This is a genomic window from Segatella copri, assembly GCF_024330485.1.
Taxonomy (GTDB): domain Bacteria; phylum Bacteroidota; class Bacteroidia; order Bacteroidales; family Bacteroidaceae; genus Prevotella; species Prevotella copri_L.
Genome location: NZ_JANDWX010000001.1, coordinates 454,742 through 472,381, shown reverse-complemented (window position 1 = coordinate 472,381; position 17,640 = coordinate 454,742). Strand labels below are relative to the sequence as shown.

The window sequence follows — 17,640 nt, the reverse complement described above, 5'->3', positions numbered from 1 at the left end:
AAAAGAGGCTGAATTTCGCAAAACGAATATTTGCAAAAATCAGCCTCATTCAGAGGATATTATGTACATAAACTGCTAACCGCACGGGGACAAACTCACACTACCCGCTTACAGAGCAGGCGAAGTGCTTATTTAAGTCCCAAAGTAGCGGTAAGTTTATTTGATAACAAACTTCTTGCCATTGCAGATATACATACCTGGAGCCAGAACGTATTCTGCATCAGAAACCTTGTTTACTTCGGCAACCTTCACACCATTGATAGAGTAAATCTTCAACTTAGCAGGAGCCTTCTTGCTACCTACCTGGTTGATGCCTGTTGAGACAGACTCATTGGTCTTACCGGCAAGGTTATAAACTGCACCGTTTTCGAATTCCAAATCCTTTGTCTGCTGACCACCGCCGTTGCTGAAGATGATCATGGTAGGAGCAGTTGTCAAATCGCCATCATACTTCCACATCCAGACATCCAAACCATTCTTCTTCACACCGATCTTGGTACATGCTACACCTGGCCAGTTACCACCAGTAAAGTTGCCTGCATCACTCCAAGCCCAGCAGTCAACTAAACTCCAGTCTGAAGGAGCGAGGAAGTAAGCGAAGATACCTGTTGGAGTAGGAACTACAACCTCAGCCTTCTTGTTGAAGGTAGCAGTACCAGTCTTAGCCTTATCCTCTGCATTAGTTGCGCTCCAAGTTACAGTCTTGCTCTCGCCTTCCATCATGTCAGCACCGAGAGTGAAGGTAACTGGCTTACCAGGAGTAAGAGCTACCTGCTCACCATTACCAATCTTATACCAACCGCTCTTGGCATTGTCGCTGAGGGTAGCTGTTACAGAAATAGTCTTCTCGAAGTCACCACCGTTAGGACTCAAAGTAACCTTGGCTGTTGTGTTGACAGGAGCATCGAGCGTCTTGACATTTGAACCACCGTCATACTCTAAGTAGATATCGCCTGTGATACCAGTGATGTCACTTGACTGCTTGTCATTACCATTATTCAGAATCACATTGAAGCTCTCTACTCCATCGAAAGTCTTGTACCAGTAGTTGACACCGCCAATCTCTTCAGGACCATCCATAGTCCTACCGTGCCATGCACCTGTCAACTCCTTAGCTGGAGTACCAGGAACCCAAGCATAGATAGTTGGAGCCTTGTCTGCCTTTACATATACGGTGATAGATGCGTTAGGATCCACCTTGGTGAAGGATACCTTACCTTCTTTCACCTTATTTTCATTCTTAGCATACCATGTTACAGTCTTGGTCTGCTTGAAGTTCATGTCTTCACCGATAGTGAATGTCTTGGTCTCGCCAGGAACCAACTCTACCTTGTCCTTACCTTCTACCTGGAACCAACCAGAAGTTGCCTTACCGCTAAGGCTTACCTCTACAGTAACAGTATTGGTGCGGAATGTACCACCAGCCTGAGAGAATTTCAAACCAAACTCATTAGTCTGTGGCTCAACCCAAGTTGTACCATCTTCCTCATGACCATCGTAAGCCTGATCAGCCTCTGGCTTCTTCTTAGGAGTCTCATTATAGATGAAAGGACCATCCTCACCGATCTGACCGCCCTTCCAATCCTTCACGAGAACACGGAGCTGACCCTGAGTAGCAGGAGCATCAACGGTGATAGTAGTACCAGTGTAAGTCTTGCCTGTAACCACGTCGGTATAAGTACCATCAGGACAATCTGTGAATGTAGCACCACCATTGATGGCTACGAGTGCATAGCTGTCATTCTTATAAGCACGCTTGAAGGCGATACCGCCATCAGCAGGAGTACAACCATCGTCGGTCCACTGACCCTTACGCAAAGCAGGAACAGCCTGACGGATCTTGTTCAGACGGATGAGGTGCTGAGCGACATCATGATTCAATGTAGCAGCCACATTGCCTGAAGCTGTATAGTCACCGAAATCAGTTGCTTCTACATCACCAGTGAGGTAACCACCGAAGTAAGCACGACCAGTTTCTGAAAGAGGACCGTGAGGACCTCTGTCAATCGGAGCACCGCGACGGAAACCAACCTCAGAACCATAATAGAGACATGGAATACCACGGAAGGTAAACATCAGAGAGAGATTCTCTGCCCACTGAGCATCATCACCAGAGAAACGGAATTGGTCATTGGTTTGCTGAGGACCGTAGTCGTGGCTATCAACATATACCACATTATAGGTAGCATCATTATATTTCTTGTCACCTGACTTTGCCAAACCGTATGCGGCGGCAGCATTACCGAAGTTGTAGTGCAATGGGAAGTCGATTACATGGAAGCCACTTGCCTGAGAATAGTCTGGCTCATGCCACTTACCATTCACCATAAAGGTATTGTCGCTTGTTGGTGTTGGGGCATTGTCTGACTCACAGAGAGCCATCTGATGGTCATCCACACCTGTACCGCCATTGGCTTTATCAAAGAGTACCTGTGTATCCCAGTAAGACTGGCTGCCATCCCATTTGTCGAGCAAGGCCTTTGGAGCCTGCCATGTGTAATAATAGCAAGAGAGGTTCTCCTGACCACGGTATGTGACATCACTGTAACGGGCGCAAACCTCACCATACATGAAGAATGGAGCCTGGTTCAATCGCTTGTTCTTATACTTCTCACCAAGAGCTGTAAACTGAGGAATAAACTGCTTGCAGAAGGTAAGACGTGAGATATGACCGGAAGTATCGATACGGAATCCATCGACACCCATCTTGATGAAGCTGCCATAGCACTTTACGAGATAATCTGCTACGTAGTCGTTCTCGGTATTCAGGTCAACGCAGTCACCTGCAATCTGAGCCCACCAGCGATTAGGATAATCCCAGTTGAAGTCACCAAAGTGGTGCCAGTAGTTGTGAACATCCTGGTTCTTGCCACGGATATTCTTCATCAAGGCAAGACGACGCTGATACTGCTCATAAGCGACACTTGTAAGGTAGTCGGAACCCAACTTCTCCTCATTAGGAATCATACAAGCATCAATCAGTGCCTGAGTTGCCAAGTCGGTATCACGGTCAAACTCCTTGCAGAGTGTCTGCTCACCGAAGTTACCAGTGTGGTTGAGCACGACGTCGAGGATGATCTTGATACCCTTTTTATGTGCCTTATCAATGAGTTCCTGGAACATGGCGTCACCGTCCTTGCTACCATCGCTGCTCTGATAACGGCAGTCAACATGCTGGAAATCCATGGCATGATAACCATGGTAGTCGTAACCGGATGCGTTCTGCACTACTGGTGTAATCCAGATAGCTGTAAAACCCAATGCCTTGATGTAGTCGAGCTTGTCGATGACACCCTGGAAGTCGCCTCGCCAGCAAGGGTCTTTTGTTTTGATCTGCTCTGACTGGTTATCCCAGCAGAGCACATTGTTTCCTGTGTCACCATCGTAGAAACGCGTGGTCATCATAAAATAGATACTTTCGTCTCGGAAATCAGTACGATTGCTAGTAAACGTGTCTGTAGCCATCGTCTGCATGGAGACCAACATGAGCATTAAAACTGCCCATAATTTTGCGGCAAGTTTCTTCATAATGAAATTGTTAAGTTAAAATTGAATAGTTGAATTATCTTCCGCAAAATTACAAACTATTTCTATCCGCGCAACAAGATATTTCACTTTTCTGCTGATATTTTTGTGCAATCGATTTCACAAATATTAAGAAAAAGGGGCTGAATTCTGTAAACCAAATATTTACAAAATCCAGCCCCTTTAAGAGTATATAATTAATATAACGGGCGCGCCAGAAAATAGAAAGAATATTGTACTTTTGGCTTGTCCGAAATCAATTTCAGAGGTTTTCAGCCTCTTGCAGCCAGATGGCAGATGCAGCATCACTAGGCATACGCCAGTCGCCACGAGGACTGAGGCTTACGCTACCTACTTTCGGGCCGTCTGGCAAACAGCTGCGCTTGAACTGCTGATTGAAGAAACGGCGCACGAAGGTCTTCAGCCACTTCTTAATGGTTTCCTCATCATAGCTGTCAGGATCATTATCACTGATCTTTACACGCTCCAGTTCGGAATCAATAAATGCCTTCTTTGCCAACATGTAAATCTTGGAAGGACGGAAACCGAAACGCAGGAAATAGTAGAGGAAGAAATCATGCAGTTCGTATGGTCCCACCAAATCTTCCGTCTTCTGCTTGATATTTCCATTCTCATCTGCCGGAATCAACTCTGGACTGATAGGAGTATCGATGATATCACGAAGAGTGATGCGGCTCTGTTCGTCTACCCCACTCTCTGCTACATGATTTACGAGATGACGGATCAGGGTCTTAGGAATGCTGGCATTCACGCCATACATGCTCATGTGGTCACCATTATAGGTAGCCCATCCTAATGCCAACTCTGAAAGGTCGCCGGTACCGATAACCATACCACCCATCTTATTGGCTAAATCCATCAGAATCTGGGTACGTTCACGAGCCTGGGAATTCTCGTAAGTCACATCATGCACACTGGCATCCTGACCGATGTCCTCAAAGTGCTGGGTTACAGCCTTGGCGATGCTGATTTCCTTAATGGTAATACCAAGACTCTGCATCAGCGAGATAGCATTATTGTAGGTTCTGTCTGTGGTTCCGAATCCCGGCATAGTGACACCTACGATACCCTTTCGGTTCATTTTGAGTTTATCAAAAGCTTTTACACAAACGAGTAAGGCCAGCGTAGAATCCAAACCACCGCTAATACCGATTACTACGGTCTTGGCATGGGTATGAACGATACGCTTGGCTAGTCCCATGAGTTGGATATTGAAAATTTCCTCGCAAGAGGCATTCATATCGCTGCTGGTAGGAATAAACGGATGAGGATTCACCTCACGTTCCAACACAAAATCGCGTTCATTTTCGGTAGGATCGGCTTCGATATTACGGATATTGAACTGACCGCCGAGAACAGAATACTTAATATTGCGCTGGGCATTTACATAAGTAGAATTCGTACGACGCTCAGAGCGGAGTTTCTCTACATCTATCTGAGAGATAACCATCTGCGGTTCAATAGAGAAACGTTCACTCTGTGAAAGTAAAACTCCATTCTCATAAATCAGGGCATTTCCACCATAAACCACATCCTGCGTACTCTCACCGAATCCGCAGGAACTGTAGATATATCCGGTCATGGTACGGGCACTCTGCTGGCTGAGCAGACTCTTCAGATAATGATGTTTTCCGATGAGTTCGTCGCTTGCAGAAAGATTGAAAATCAGGTCTGCTCCTGCTAGCGCCAGTTTGTTGCTAGGAGGAGCCGGAGCCCATACATCTTCGCAGATTTCCACACCAAACTGTACGCCATCGAAAGTTTGAAAAATCTGAACATCAGGCGTCAGTTTCACCTTATGTCCGGCATAACGGACTTCGCAATCTCTCAGGTCCTGAGCCGAGGCAAACCAGCGTTTCTCATAAAACTCGCTGTAGTTTGGAAGATATGTCTTCGGTACAATACCGAGAATCTGTCCATGCTGGATAACGATACCACAATTGAGCAACAAGTCGCCCGCTATCACCGGCGCACCCACGATAGAGATGATATCGAGTTTGCGTGTGAAATCGAGCAACATCATCACCGCCTGCTCAGATGATTCGAGAAGCATCTGCTGACGGAAGAGATCCTGACAGGAATAGCCCGTAACAGAGAGTTCCGGAAATGTAATGATCTCTACACCCTTTCCCTCAGCCAGCGCTATCTGTTCCTCTATCTGCTGGGTATTGAAAATGACATCACCCACCTTTACGGCTGGGATGGCACTAGCTACCTTAATAAATCCGTACTTCATAATAAATTACTTTATTGTTACCTGTGTAGCACCATAGCCATACTCCTGGAAAGAAGCATCCTGATAAGTGCAACTCTTATAGCGATAGTTCAACTCATGAATGAGAGTCTGGCGCAACACGCCTTCACCCTTTCCATGAATAAAGATAATTTTCTGTCCCTTCTTTTTCTTATATTCCTCCATGGTCTTCTTGAAGATATCCATCTGATAATGAAGAATATCTGCAGAATTCATTCCAGCAGTTGTTTCAAGCACTTCATCCGCATGAAGATCTATCACAAGGGTACCATCATCCTTCTTGCTCTTCTTGCTGGTGTTGGCTACAACCTTCTCATCCTTATACATCTGCTCTTTCAGACGCTTGGAATCGATAACCAGCGGACGGGCTATTTCATCGTTCTCTACAATCGTAAAGAGATAGGCTGGAGTCTCGAAGAAATCGTTCTCCTCGAAAAGATGAAGCTTGTAGAATTTCACTGGATCGAGGCGGAACTGAACATCTGTTGCCGGCTTCAGAAGAAATGGCTTGTCCTTCTTGTAAGCTATCATCTGGATGGCGATATGCTCCATCTCGTTCAGAGCCTCACGACCGAATTCCTCGATGAAGAGTTTGGTGTTCGGTTCTATTTCTCCCTCTGCTTTCAGAGTCCATGCATTTCCCTCAGCCACGAGATAGGTATAGCGGAGATAGTAGTTGCTGTCATTCACCATATAGGTCTCGAAACGGGTATTGGTAACGTCCTTGATGTTGATAGGTACAAAGGCGAGATAAGCACTGAGTTTGTTGCCACCCGTACGTTCCTCAACCGGTTTCACAAAGGTTATCTCACGGTCGGCAGCATCATATTCCTCTACATCCATATCCACGTCATCGTGATCATTCAAGATGGCCTTGATACTCCGGCTGTCCTGATGCAGTTCGGTATTGGCATGCTCCTCAGCCTTCTGCTGCGCATCCATCTTAGCCGAAATCATCTTGCCCATGGAGTATTCATCCTGCTCCACCACAACCACCTCGTTGATAGGCATCGGAATCTCAAAACCATCCTCATCCTCAACGAGCACAATATTTTTACCTTGGAAGCCGGCAACCTTTCCGCCACCCACTTCGCTCAAGAATCTGACTTTATCTCCTTTTTTCATAATCTATTAATAATTTGTAATTGCAAAGATACAAAAGATATTGCAAAACAGGGCTTATTTTAATATTTTTAATGCTACAGATAAAAATAATCCTGTAAAAGATGCACCATGTTAGATATTTTTCCGTATCTTTGCAAAGAAAAAGAAATAGTAACGAACCCTTTAAACTGAAAAGTTATGATTACATTTCCTTGTGCCAAGATCAATCTTGGTTTAAATATAGTTAGCAAGCGGAAAGATGGATACCACAATCTTGAAACGGTGTTCTACCCTATTCCGCTGACCGATGCACTTGAAATCAAGCTCATGGGCGATGAATTCCCTAGTGATGTTCCTTGTGATCTGAAGATTACAGGTAACGCTGTGGATTGCGACGAACAGAACAATCTCGTTGTAAAAGCTTATAATCTCCTGGCTGCCGACTTCAGGATTCCACGCATCCATGCTCACCTGGTGAAGCGTATTCCTTCGCAGGCAGGTTTGGGTGGCGGTTCTGCCGATGCAGCCTTCATGATCCGTTTGCTTGACGAGCGTTTCCGCCTCAATATCGGTAATCCGGAGATGGAAAGATACGCTGCCAAGCTGGGCGCAGACTGTGCCTACTTCATTTCTGCTGACCCCGAAGATGGTGACACTGCATGCTATGCAGAAGGCATCGGCGAAGAACTGATGCCGGTAAGTGGTCCTGGCGATAATCTGAGGGGCTATCATCTGGTTGTGGTAAAGCGCGATGATATTGCCGTCAGCACCAAAGAGGCTTATGCAGCCATCACCCCACAGGCACCAGCCAAATGTTGCCGCGACATTGTACGCCAGCCTATCGAGACTTGGAAAGAGGAACTTGTCAACGATTTTGAGGCACCTATCTTCAAGATGCACCCGGAACTGGCAGAAATCAAACAGAAGCTGTACAACCTGGGTGCCGTATATGCAGCGATGAGTGGTAGCGGAAGTGCCATCTTCGGTATCTTCAAGCATAAACCTGCAAATATAGAGGAACACTTCGAAGGAATGTTCTGTAAAATAATGAAACTTTAATTTAGTTAATAGTTTACTCTAAATATAATGAACGAAGAAACACATCAGAAACTGATGACTATCAAGCGAAGCTTCCGCTTGCTGATGAACGGTCCGGGATCGCAATCTATGCGCGATAAGGGACTGGGATATAAACTGAATTGGGGCGTACCATTCTATGAACTGAAAAAGATGGCTGAGGAATATGGTAAAGACTATGACCTCGCCATCGAACTGTGGAAGGAAGACATCCGGGAGTGCAAGATTCTGGCTACACTCATTATGCCTGCCGATAAGATGCTTCCGGAAATCACAGATTTATGGATGGAACAGGTACAGAGTCAGGAGATGGCAGAGATGCTTGCCTTCAACCTTTTGCAGCACGTAGATTATGCGCCTGTCATCGCCTACCAGTGGATAGCAAGTGATAAGCCGCTCTATGAGATTGCCGGTTTCCAGCTCCTGGCCCGTCTTTTTGCCAATGGGAAAGAGCCTAACGAGCGTGGCATCAACGAATTCCTGGATCAGGCTGCCACTGCATTGCAGGGTGACAACATGGGAATAAAACATGCTGCCTCTAATGCGGTTCTCCGTTTCTGCGACTTCGGTGAAGATTTCGAACAAATCGCAAGAGGAGCACTCAAGGGTATCTACGAGATTTAACGCTTCTGCCGATGCGGTCAGAAACAGGCCACGACCCTGCTGAAAATACGTCCCGACGTAGCATTTGCTGCGTCCCGACATACAAAAAAATACGTCCCGACGTAGCAAATGCTACGTCGGGACGTATTTTTATAGCTATTTTCGTCATTACATGAAATACTTCTGGTATTCGTTTTCGAAATTCGGAGTGAAAACACCCTTGCCGATGTTTTCGCTGATTTCATCCTTGGTCCAGAATCTGCCACCGGCCAATTCTTCCTGGCTCGGTTTCACCTCGCCATCATATACACAGCGATGTACGTAAACCAGTTCCTTTTCCCGCTGACTCTCAAAGACATAATGCCCAAGAGATTCCGGTTCAAAATCGGTGATACCCAATTCTTCCCTTACCTCGCGATGCAAAGCCTGACTCACACTTTCGCCTAAATCAACATGACCGCCGCAGGCTGTATCCCATTTATCCGGCTGGATATCCTTCCAGGCTGGACGATGCTGCAGATACAGATCACCCCGGCTGTTGAATACATGCAGATGAACAACCGGATGCAATATCTTGCTTCCGTCATGGGCATGACCGCGGGTAACAGCGCCCAGAATGTTGCCCATTTCATCTACTATCGGAAATTCCTCGTTCTTATTATCTATCATCGTTTCTCTTATTACAAAGTTCCGTATTCATCAGAGTAGCGCAACATCTGGTCAACATAGCTCTCCTCGTAATCCAATACCACGTCTGTAATTTCGCCTTCTTCATCCATCTCCAGCGTCATCTTCGGATTGATGAATCCCTTGTATGGAGCGAGATTCAGTTTCTTGTATCTTGCCAGGATCTCGCGATGCAATTCCGGATCAATATTCACGGCATACTTCTCTACCAACAGGCGGGCAGCCTCGAAATCGCCCTCACTCTTGATGCGCTGAATTTCAGCAAGCAACTCGCCGAAGAGATGGCGGAGCTTGGCATAATCATTAATCTTCACATAAGTCTTCGTCGTAATGATATTGCCCTCACTGTCCTTCAAAGCATCCTCGGCAGAAGCATAGTTCATATCCATCTTCACCAGTTCCACAGCACCCTCGGCATGCTCCATCACCCACCAGGCTATCAGCGCACGGTTGCGCATGTGGGCTTCCTCTATCTTGTCGCCTTCCTTGATGCGGATGGTCTGGGTGAGCAGACCGTTCATCAGATAACCGTAATACTGAGCCTTGTATGCCTCATCATTCGGAGTCAGACCCAGTTCTACCAATTTATGGTCGGCTACATAATAGAGTCCGAAAAGATCGGCTCTCGCCTCTTCTATCGTACTGCCATACGCCTTCAGTGCATCAGGGTCGGTACCAGGCAAAAGCTGTCCGCTACCATGTCCCAGACACTCATGCAGGTCGGTATGCAGATCATCTGTAATATCCTCGTACTGATTCATCAGACTGATGGTATCCTCGTCGATAACGAATTCATCGCGGAAACCATTGCCTTGAGCTGCCTTGTTATATGCCTCGGTCAGGTTACCGATGGTCACACTCTTAGAACCATATTCCTGACGGATCCAGTTGGCATTCGGAAGATTGATGCCGATGGCAGAAGCAGGATATTCCTCGCCACCCAACATCGCAGCACAGATGACATTGGCTGTAACACCCTTCACCTCCGGCTTGCGGAAACGTGGGTCTACAGGTGAATGGTCCTCAAACCACTGGGCATTCTGACTGATGGTCTGGGTGCGCTTCGTTGCTTCAAGATCCTTATATTCTACGATGCCTTCCCAAGTACCTTTCAGTCCGAGCGGATCGCCATACACTTCGATAAATCCGTTGATGAAATCAATCATTCCCTCGTGCTGCTGCACCCAGGCAATGCTGTAACGGTCGAAATCCTTCAGATCGCCTGTACGGTAATACTTCACCAGGAGATCGATGAGATGTTTCTGTTCCTCATTTTCTGCATATTTCTGAGCACGGAGCAACCAGGAAACAATCTCCTTGATAGCTGCGCCATAGAGGCCGTCTTCTGTCCATTTCAGCTCCACCAGTTCACCATTACGCTTGGTCAGTTTAGAGTTCAGTCCATACGAAGGTGCCTGTTCGTTGCCATCTTCCTTCATCCTGGCATAGAAACGTTCTACTTCTGCCTGAGAAACATTCTCATAGAAATTGCAGGCTGAAGTCTGTACCAGATCCTCGCCATCCGTCTGATTCACGCGCTTAGGCATAACTTCCGGATTGAAGATGACAGGCACCAGAATGCCCAACAGGTCTTCCTTGCTCTGTCCCTTGGAAAGAGGCAGATATTCATCGGCTACAGCCCCAACCATCTCATAGAAAGATTCCTCTGAAAATCCTGGCACAAACTTTTCACATCCATAGTGATGATGGATGCCGCTGGCAAACCAGACACGCTTCAGGTAAACTTCGAAAGCCTTGAAATCTTCGCTTTCGCGATTACCCTCGTAATGAAGGTATACAGCCTCCAGGGTTTTACGGATGCGCAGGTTGTATTTGCCCTGCTGGTCGAAGGTGATATCACGTCCCAAGAGGGTTGCCTTCGACAAGCAATAAATATAAATTTTCTGTGTGAGCGACAGTTGTTCGAAACCCTTCAGCTCATAACGGAGCATCTGGATATCGGCAAATCGCTCTTGAGTGTTTACATTACATTTTGCCATTTTTATCTGTATTTACCATGCAAAAGTAATACATTTTTTCCACATACCAAACTTTTCCTCCTGTTTTTCGCTCTTTGCAAAGTTTTTTACTTGAAATATGCACTTTTTCTTGGAGAAAACTTTTATTTATGCAGATTATTCATTACCTTTGCATGAAAATCAAAACAAAAACATGCCGGTAAAGGCAGAAAACATAAAACGGCAATCATGCAGATAAACGAGATATTAAAAAGCTATTTTGGATACGATTCCTTCCGCCCCAACCAGGAAGCGATTATCAGAGAGGTAATGCAGGGACACGACTGTCTGGTTCTCATGCCGACAGGTGGTGGAAAAAGTCTGTGCTACCAGGTTCCCGCATTAGCAATGGAAGGTACCGCTGTGGTCATTTCACCGCTCATCAGTCTGATGCACGACCAGGTGGAGGCGCTCAAGGCAAACGGTATCCCGGCAGAAGCACTGAACAGCGGAAACGACACGACCGATGAACTCATCATCCGCCGCCGATGCGAGAAGGGAGAACTGAAACTTCTTTATGTTTCGCCTGAAAAACTCATCAGCGAGATACCTTATTTATTCAGCAACATCAAGATTTCGCTCTTTGCCGTTGACGAGGCCCACTGCATCAGCCAGTGGGGACACGATTTCCGTCCGGAGTATTCGCAACTCGGTATGCTGCACGAGAATTTCCGCAATGTCCCGGTGATGGCGCTCACAGCCACAGCCGACAAGATAACACGCGAAGATATCATACGCCAGCTTCATCTCAATGGGCAGACGTTCGTAAGCAGTTTCGACCGCCCCAACCTCTCCCTCACCGTAAGACAGGAGAGTACCAAAAAGGCAAAGCTCCAATACATCACCCGCTTCATCAGTAATCATCCGGAAGAAGCAGGCATCATCTACTGTCTCTCCCGCAAGAACACCGAAATGGTAGCTCAGGAACTTATCAATCTGGGTATCAATGCCGCAGCCTATCATGCCGGAATGACTGCCCAGACCAGAGCATCAGTACAGGAGCGGTTCAAGATGGACCAGATTCAGGTGGTATGTGCTACCATCGCTTTCGGAATGGGCATCGACAAGAGTAATGTGCGCTGGGTAATCCACTATAATATGCCTAAAAGCATCGAGAGTTTCTATCAGGAAATAGGTAGAGCCGGAAGAGATGGAGCACCATCAGATACCGTGCTGTTCTATTCGATGGCCGACATCATCACCCTCCGTTCTTTCTGCGAAGAAAGCGGACAGCGTGATGTGAATATGGAGAAACTGCGCCGCATGGAGGAATATGCCGAATCGAGAGTATGCCGACGACGCATTCTGCTGAATTATTTTGGCGAGACATCATCCTGCAACTGCGGCAACTGTGATGTTTGCAAGAATCCTCCACGCACCTTCGACGGCACCATCAGAGCCCAGAAAGCCCTGAGTGCCGTGGTCCGTTCGGGTGAGCATATTGCAGTAGGTACCTGCATCGAGATTCTGAGAGGCATGCATTCTTCTGCCGTTGTGAAAAACAAATACAACGAGATGAAAACCTTCGGTGTGGGCAGGGATACAACATCTAAGGACTGGAATGCTTATCTGCTGCAGATGTTACAGATGGGATTCTTCGAGATTGCCTACAACAACCACAACTACATGAAGGTTACCGATTTAGGCTGGAAGGTGCTGAAGGGAGAACATCATGTTTCGCTGGCTTATATCGAAGAAGATGATAAAGCCACCCGCCCACAGAAAACGGTACGCAACAGGAAGGGCGCCATCGCCCAGCCGGGAAATCTCATTCCTGAGGTGCATGCCGAACGTGTCATCTTCCAGGAAGACTCGAAAGGCGTGGAAGACAAAGGGCTCTTTGAACACCTCAGAAAGATACGCAAGAACCTTGCCGACGAACAGGGTTATCCTCCATATATCGTACTCAGCGACAAGAGCCTTCATGAACTCGCAAGAATGAAACCTACCACCAAGAATGCCATGAGCCTGATCAGTGGTATCGGAGAATTCAAGCTCAATAAATATGGCGATACCTTCATCAAGGCTATCAGGAAATATACAGGACTATAACAGGAGAATATCTCCGAAAGATAATTTCGTAACCTTCGGAGATAATTTCATAACCTTCGGAGATATTTTCATAACTAAGGGAGATATTTTCATAACTAAGGGAGATAATACCCGTAACTAAGGGAGATAGTATTCGTAACTAAGGGAGATAGCATTCGTAACTAAGGGAGATAAAAAAATCGGGATGTCTGCAAGTTCAGAACTGCAAACATCCCGATTTAATTTTATAGATTGAAGAGATGCGCAACTTAGTTGTTTACGCTACCACCCACAATATCAAGCAATTCATTGGTAATGGCCTGTTGACGACTCTTGTTGTACTGCAAGTTGAGTTCGCGCAAGAGTTCATCGGCATTATCCGTAGCGGTCTGCATGGCCACCATTCTGGCAGCATGCTCACTCGCCTGGCTATCCAGCAACGCTGTATAAATCATCAGACGAAGCTGCTTAGGAATCAAGACTCCCAAAACAGTCTCCAAGTCTGGCTCTACAATGAAGTCATCATTCAGAGGTTTTGCCTCAGGACTCTGGCGTCCGTCAGCTTCAGCCTGCTTTTGGCGCAGATATTCCTGAGCCTTTGCCGTAGCCACATTAGAGGTAAGGTCACGATCGTTGTCCACTCCTATCGACTCAGTGCTGAGATCAATAGGCAAGAAAGTCTTGCGGGTCAGAATCTGTGAACCGGCACTCTTAAAGTGATGATAAATCATCTCTACCTTATCGAGCTCACCAGCAGCATACTGCTTGGCAAGTGAATGGGCGATATCTGCACAGGCGCTGGCATGAGGATGATCGGCAAGATCATTAAAGTTACCGCCAATCTTCAAACCCAGTTTCTGTGCCTTCTCTGCCACTTTTCGTCCGATAGGATATACCGTGATGTCGTCAATGCCTTGAGCCTTATACTCGTCCACCGCATGCATCATCATCTTGATAACGTTGGAATTGAATCCACCACACAAGCTGCTGTTAGAACTGTATACCACAAGAGCTACACGCTTGGTTTCCTTGTGCTCCAACTGCAACGGATGGTCGACATTCGGAGTACTGACCAGGAAACTCTTGAGGATATGTTCCAGCATATTTCCATAAGGCAGCATATTCTGGATAGCTACCTGAGCATGATGCAACTTACTGGAAGCCACCATCTTCATCGCACTCGTAATCTTACGGGTACTGTTAACGCTGGCTATGCGAGTTTTAATCTCTTTTAATGACGGCATAGGCTATTACGCTTTATATTGTCCTGCAACATTAGCCATGGTCTCCTCGACTGCCTTAATGGCATCGTCGGTGAGTTTACCATCGCCCAAAGTCTCAATCACATCAGCGTGCTGGCTGCGCATTGCATCGAGGAACAGATCCTGACAGTCGCGAACCTTATCCATTGGCACGTCGTGCATCAATCCGTGAACACCACAGTAGAGAATAGCTACCTGCTCGCCTACCGGCATTGGGCGGTACTGAGGCTGAACCAGCAACTGGTCGTTCTTACGGCCACGGTCCAGAGTCATCGCTGTTACGGCATCCATATCGCTAGAGAACTTAGAGAAGGCCTCCAGCTCACGATACTGAGCCATATCAATCTTCAGTGTACCAGCTACCTTCTTCATACTCTTGATCTGGGCAGAACCACCTACACGAGATACGGAGATACCTACGTTGATAGCTGGACGGAAGCCCTGGTTGAAGAGGTCGGTCTCAAGGAAGATCTGACCGTCGGTGATGGAAATCACGTTGGTTGGGATGTATGCTGATACGTCACCTGCCTGTGTTTCGATGATAGGGAGGGCTGTCAAAGAACCACCACCCTTAACGTGACCCTTCATGCACTCTGGAAGGTCGTTCATCTGCTCGGCTACCTCCTGCTGGTCGTTGATACGAGCGGCACGCTCCAACAGACGAGAGTGGAGATAGAACACATCACCAGGGTAAGCCTCACGTCCGGATGGACGGCGGAGGATCAGAGATACCTCACGGTAAGCCACAGCCTGCTTACTCAAGTCATCGTATACGACGAGAGCTGAGTAACCACGGTCGCGGAAGTACTCACCGATAGCTGCACCGGCAAATGGTGCGTAATACTGCATGGCTGCAGGATCGGCAGCGGTAGCACTTACGATGATGGTATATGGCAGGGCGCCATGCTCCTTGAGGTTCTGTACCAATGCTGCAACGGTAGATGCTTTCTGACCGATAGCTACATAGATACAATATACTGGCTTGCCAGCCTCATAGAAACTCTTCTGGTTGATGATGGTATCCACTGCGATGGCAGTCTTACCGGTCTGACGGTCACCGATGATCAACTCACGCTGTCCACGACCGATAGGAATCATAGAGTCTACCGCCTTCAAACCAGTCTGAAGAGGTTCCTTTACTGGCTGACGATAGATTACACCAGGTGCCTTACGATCCAAAGGCATCTCGAAAGAATCGGTGAGGTCGATGTCACCCAGACCATCAATAGCCTGACCCAGAGGGTTTACGACACGTCCGAGGAAGTTGTCGTTTACGCGGATAGAAGCGATACGGTGTGTACGCTTCACGCTCTGTCCCTCCTTGATGCCAGCTGTAGGACCTAAGAGGACACAACCTACATTGTCTTCCTCCAAGTTCATGACGATAGCCATGGTTCCGTTCTCAAACTCAAGAAGCTCATTAGCCTCGGCATTGCGCAGACCATAGATACGAGCCACGCCATCGCTGACGGTAAGCACAGTACCCACCTCGTCAAACTGCTGAGAGCCATTAACCTCCTGGAGCTGCTGCTGAAGAACCTCAGACACCTCACTTGGTTTAATTTTATCTGACATTGTTTATTTACTTTAATTATTTTTACTTTTTGAGCTGTGTCAGAATGTTGTTGAGCTTAGTCTTTACGCTCGCATCCATTCTGTAAGTATCATACTCAAGGATGAAACCGCCAATCAGTTCAGGGTTCACCTCGGTCTTGAACTCCACAGTACCTTTCGTTCTCTGCTCCACCATCTTGCGCATCTTATCCTCAGTAGAGGCGTCAACGGCAGTGGCGGTGATCAGCTTACCGCGGATGATGTTCTTCTGTTTCCTGTAAAGAGTGATATACGAAGCAGCCATGAATTGCAGGGTGCTCTCCCTATCCTCTTTCAAGACGAGAGCGATAAACTTCTTGCTCAGTTCCGTAGGCTCCTTGCCCAGGGCTGTAATGAGAAGTGCCTCTTTCTTGTCTTTGGAAAGCATAGGGTTGTCTATCGTAAATCTCAGTTCAGGCACGTCGATGTAGCTCTTAAAGAGCGTCTGCATCTCCTGGTAGACCTGATCTTCGAGCTTCATGCCGAGTGCAGCCTTGATGAGGGCACGGGCATAACGCACCGATATTACACCTATATCCATAAGCTTTACTATTTGTTGTCAGAAGAAACCTCGTCCAGCAGTCGATTTATCATATCCATCTGTGCCTTGTCGTCAGAGAGCTTAGCCTTGAGCACCTTCTCTGCAATCTGAACAGAGAGTTCGGCTACCTGGCCTCGGATTTCACGAATGGCGTTCTGCTTCTCGGTCTCAATCTGCTTCTTGGCATCAGAGAGGAGACGTGCGCCTTCTTCGCGTGCTTTATCCTGTGCTTTCTCTACAATGGCATCGCGGGTCTCGGCAGCCTCCTTGAGGAGGGCAGCCTGCTTCTCGCGAGCTTCCTGCAAGATGGATTCACCTTCTTTTTGGATATTGGCAAGCTTCTCGTTGGCTTCGTGAGCCTTCTTCAGACTATCATCAATGAAAGCCTTGCGCTCGTTCACCATCTTAATGATGGCTGGGAATCCAGCCTTCCAAAGAATGATGAAGACGATGATGAAGACCAGCGTCATCCAGAAGAGCAAACCGCTATCAGGAATTAATAAATCCATATATACTGGTTAAAGTTTTACTTAAACGTTTTATTTTAACTAACTCTAGAATCATCTCTATCATGCCCCGGAAAGACATCAGGCTGATGCCTGAGACTTCCTTTTATCGGGGCAGATGATAGTGACAGATGAGATGATTACATAACGATTGCCAGGATGGCGATGATGACAGCGAAGAACGCAACACCCTCAACCAACGCAGCTGCGATAATCATAGAAGAACGGAGGTCGCCCATCTTCTCTGGCTGACGAGCCATAGCGTCCATAGCCTGGCCACCAATGCGACCGATACCAATACCTGCGCCAATAGCGGCCAAACCTGCACCTACTGCGGCACCCAACTTTGCAATCTCTGCTGCTAATAAAAGTGATAACATAATCTTAATAATTTAAGTTGTTAATATTTTCTTTGTTT

At 47.0% G+C, this 17,640-nt stretch carries 13 protein-coding genes; 3 read left to right on the top strand and 10 right to left on the bottom strand.

What is annotated here, in order from left to right; genetic code table 11:
- Positions 1 to 156: 156 nt before the first annotated feature.
- From NNC77_RS01905 to NNC77_RS01895, 3 genes are all read right to left on the bottom strand, one after another.
- On the bottom strand, positions 157 to 3,528 hold the full coding sequence (locus tag NNC77_RS01905) for an alpha-amylase family glycosyl hydrolase (protein WP_153117847.1): 3,372 nt from the start codon (positions 3,526 to 3,528) through the stop codon (positions 157 to 159).
- Positions 3,529 to 3,787: 259 nt separating this feature from the next.
- The gene (locus NNC77_RS01900) at positions 3,788 to 5,782 is read right to left on the bottom strand and encodes an NAD(+) synthase (protein WP_022121951.1); all 1,995 of its coding nucleotides are present in this window, start codon (positions 5,780 to 5,782) and stop codon (positions 3,788 to 3,790) included.
- Positions 5,783 to 5,788: 6 nt separating this feature from the next.
- Entirely contained in the window at positions 5,789 to 6,925 is a 1,137-nt protein-coding gene (locus NNC77_RS01895; protein ID WP_254969757.1) for a DUF2027 domain-containing protein, read from the bottom strand.
- Between the two features lie 177 nt (positions 6,926 to 7,102).
- On the opposite strand from NNC77_RS01895, the gene ispE reads away from it, so the two are divergent.
- A complete protein-coding gene (gene ispE / locus NNC77_RS01890; protein WP_153082054.1) occupies positions 7,103 to 7,963 on the top strand; it encodes a 4-(cytidine 5'-diphospho)-2-C-methyl-D-erythritol kinase in 861 nt (286 codons plus the stop codon).
- Positions 7,964 to 7,990: 27 nt separating this feature from the next.
- Positions 7,991 to 8,605, top strand: coding sequence for a DNA alkylation repair protein (locus NNC77_RS01885; RefSeq protein ID WP_118066560.1), 615 nt, complete (start codon positions 7,991 to 7,993; stop codon positions 8,603 to 8,605).
- A 147-nt stretch (positions 8,606 to 8,752) separates the two neighbouring features.
- Here NNC77_RS01885 and NNC77_RS01880 read toward each other — a convergent pair whose 3' ends face one another.
- Together NNC77_RS01880 and NNC77_RS01875 are read right to left on the bottom strand one after the other, a co-directional pair.
- Positions 8,753 to 9,253 carry an NUDIX hydrolase gene (locus tag NNC77_RS01880; protein ID WP_006846843.1) on the bottom strand — a complete coding sequence of 167 codons (501 nt, stop codon included), beginning with the start codon at positions 9,251 to 9,253 and terminating at the stop codon, positions 8,753 to 8,755.
- Between the two features lie 11 nt (positions 9,254 to 9,264).
- Entirely contained in the window at positions 9,265 to 11,271 is a 2,007-nt protein-coding gene (locus NNC77_RS01875) for a dipeptidyl peptidase 3 (RefSeq protein WP_254969758.1), read from the bottom strand.
- A 207-nt stretch (positions 11,272 to 11,478) separates the two neighbouring features.
- On the opposite strand from NNC77_RS01875, the gene recQ reads away from it, so the two are divergent.
- Entirely contained in the window at positions 11,479 to 13,341 is a 1,863-nt protein-coding gene (recQ, locus tag NNC77_RS01870) for a DNA helicase RecQ (protein ID WP_254969759.1), read from the top strand.
- 248 nt (positions 13,342 to 13,589) lie between these two features.
- On the opposite strand, the gene NNC77_RS01865 is transcribed toward recQ, so the two are convergent.
- The 5 genes from NNC77_RS01865 to atpE all read right to left on the bottom strand — a co-directional run bounded on the left by NNC77_RS01865 (position 13,590) and on the right by atpE (position 17,602).
- Positions 13,590 to 14,564, bottom strand: a complete 975-nt coding sequence (locus NNC77_RS01865) for a F0F1 ATP synthase subunit gamma (protein WP_254969760.1) — start codon at positions 14,562 to 14,564, stop codon at positions 13,590 to 13,592.
- Between the two features lie 6 nt (positions 14,565 to 14,570).
- On the bottom strand, positions 14,571 to 16,157 hold the full coding sequence (gene atpA / locus NNC77_RS01860) for a F0F1 ATP synthase subunit alpha (RefSeq protein WP_118079073.1): 1,587 nt from the start codon (positions 16,155 to 16,157) through the stop codon (positions 14,571 to 14,573).
- 22 nt (positions 16,158 to 16,179) lie between these two features.
- Positions 16,180 to 16,716 carry a F0F1 ATP synthase subunit delta gene (locus NNC77_RS01855; protein ID WP_022121944.1) on the bottom strand — a complete coding sequence of 179 codons (537 nt, stop codon included), beginning with the start codon at positions 16,714 to 16,716 and terminating at the stop codon, positions 16,180 to 16,182.
- Between the two features lie 8 nt (positions 16,717 to 16,724).
- Positions 16,725 to 17,225 (bottom strand): F0F1 ATP synthase subunit B, encoded by a 501-nt coding sequence (atpF, locus tag NNC77_RS01850; protein ID WP_006846850.1) that lies wholly within the window; start codon positions 17,223 to 17,225, stop codon positions 16,725 to 16,727.
- Positions 17,226 to 17,362: 137 nt separating this feature from the next.
- Positions 17,363 to 17,602 (bottom strand): ATP synthase F0 subunit C, encoded by a 240-nt coding sequence (gene atpE, locus NNC77_RS01845; RefSeq protein WP_006846851.1) that lies wholly within the window; start codon positions 17,600 to 17,602, stop codon positions 17,363 to 17,365.
- Positions 17,603 to 17,640 lie beyond the last annotated feature (38 nt).

Excerpts from the sequence above, each read along its gene's own strand:
- NNC77_RS01905 (WP_153117847.1), bottom strand. The coding sequence starts at position 3,528 with ATGAAGAAACTTGCCGCAAAATTATGGGCAGTTTTAATGCTCATGTTG.
- recQ (WP_254969759.1), top strand. The coding sequence starts at position 11,479 with ATGCAGATAAACGAGATATTAAAAAGCTATTTTGGATACGATTCCTTC.
- atpA (WP_118079073.1), bottom strand. The coding sequence starts at position 16,157 with ATGTCAGATAAAATTAAACCAAGTGAGGTGTCTGAGGTTCTTCAGCAG.
- NNC77_RS01895 (WP_254969757.1), bottom strand. The coding sequence starts at position 6,925 with ATGAAAAAAGGAGATAAAGTCAGATTCTTGAGCGAAGTGGGTGGCGGA.
- NNC77_RS01880 (WP_006846843.1), bottom strand. The coding sequence starts at position 9,253 with ATGATAGATAATAAGAACGAGGAATTTCCGATAGTAGATGAAATGGGC.
- NNC77_RS01875 (WP_254969758.1), bottom strand. The coding sequence starts at position 11,271 with ATGGCAAAATGTAATGTAAACACTCAAGAGCGATTTGCCGATATCCAG.
- NNC77_RS01855 (WP_022121944.1), bottom strand. The coding sequence starts at position 16,716 with ATGGATATAGGTGTAATATCGGTGCGTTATGCCCGTGCCCTCATCAAG.
- atpF (WP_006846850.1), bottom strand. The coding sequence starts at position 17,225 with ATGGATTTATTAATTCCTGATAGCGGTTTGCTCTTCTGGATGACGCTG.
- NNC77_RS01885 (WP_118066560.1), top strand. The coding sequence starts at position 7,991 with ATGAACGAAGAAACACATCAGAAACTGATGACTATCAAGCGAAGCTTC.
- ispE (WP_153082054.1), top strand. The coding sequence starts at position 7,103 with ATGATTACATTTCCTTGTGCCAAGATCAATCTTGGTTTAAATATAGTT.
- NNC77_RS01865 (WP_254969760.1), bottom strand. The coding sequence starts at position 14,564 with ATGCCGTCATTAAAAGAGATTAAAACTCGCATAGCCAGCGTTAACAGT.
- NNC77_RS01900 (WP_022121951.1), bottom strand. The coding sequence starts at position 5,782 with ATGAAGTACGGATTTATTAAGGTAGCTAGTGCCATCCCAGCCGTAAAG.
- atpE (WP_006846851.1), bottom strand. The coding sequence starts at position 17,602 with ATGTTATCACTTTTATTAGCAGCAGAGATTGCAAAGTTGGGTGCCGCA.